Raw genomic sequence first — 959 nt, forward strand, 5'->3', positions numbered from 1 at the left:
AAGTCCGAAGTCTTGTGGCTGCAAAGGCGAAGGGCCTCGATGATCGTTGTGTGACGAACAACCTCGAGACCCTTCTGACGGCACTGTATGTGAAGATCGATGATGAGGTGGGAGGTCCGCGGTGGACAGGCCGGCCGCCGGTGCTGACCGATGCAGAGCTGGTGTGCGTGGCGGTCGCCCAGGCCCTGCTGGGCTTCCCCTCTGAGAGGCACTGGCTGCGCTATGCCCGCCAGCACCTGACCGGGCTGTTTCCCTACCTGCCCCAGCAGTCGGGCTACAACAAGCGGCTGCGCGCCGCGCTCGGTCTGGTCAAGCGGGTCATCCGGATGCTGGCCCGCTCCAGCGACTTCTGGCTGGACGACTGCTGGATCGTGGACGCCACGCCGGTGCCGTGCGGCATGTCCCGGCCGACGGTCCAGCGGTCGGAGCTGGCCGGATGGGCCGGGTATGGCTACTGCGCCAGCCACTCGCGGTTCTATTGGGGACTGAAGCTGTATCTGGTGTGCGCTCCGTCGGGCATGCCGATCCTGTGGGCGCTGGCCGACCCCAAGGTCGGCGAGCGGGAGGTGCTGGCCGCGATGCTCCAGGTCGAGCAGGAGGTGACCGGCCGGCATGAACAGATCCTGCTGATCTGCGACAAGGGGTTCGCCGGCAAGGACTTCGAGACGCTGCTGACCGACTACGGCATCACCATGTTGCGGCCCTCGCGCAAGGACGAGAAGGCCCGCTATGGCGAGCCGATGCTCAAGAAGGTCCGCCAGCTGATCGAGTCGGTCAACGACACCCTCAAGGGCCAGCTCGATCTGGAACACCACGGCGGCCGCTCGGCCGAAGGCGTGGCCGTCCGCGTCGCCCAGCGCATCCTGGCCATGGCCGCCGCGATCTGGCACAACCACACCACCAACGCCCCGATCACCCGATCACTGATCGCCTACGACCACTAACCAGAGATTGGACTC

The 959-nt window shown here is 66.2% G+C and carries 1 protein-coding gene; it reads left to right on the forward strand.

Annotation, left to right across the window (positions count from 1 at the left end; translation table 11 throughout):
- Nucleotides 1-50: 50 nt before the first annotated feature.
- The gene (locus AH6_RS41905; protein WP_067492057.1) at nt 51-944 is read left to right on the forward strand and encodes an IS982 family transposase; all 894 of its coding nucleotides are present in this window, start codon (nt 51-53) and stop codon (nt 942-944) included.
- Nucleotides 945-959 lie beyond the last annotated feature (15 nt).

The sequence above is a fragment of the Actinomadura hibisca NBRC 15177 genome (genome assembly GCF_001552635.1).
In the GTDB taxonomy this organism is placed as follows: Bacteria; Actinomycetota; Actinomycetes; order Streptosporangiales; family Streptosporangiaceae; genus Spirillospora; species Spirillospora hibisca.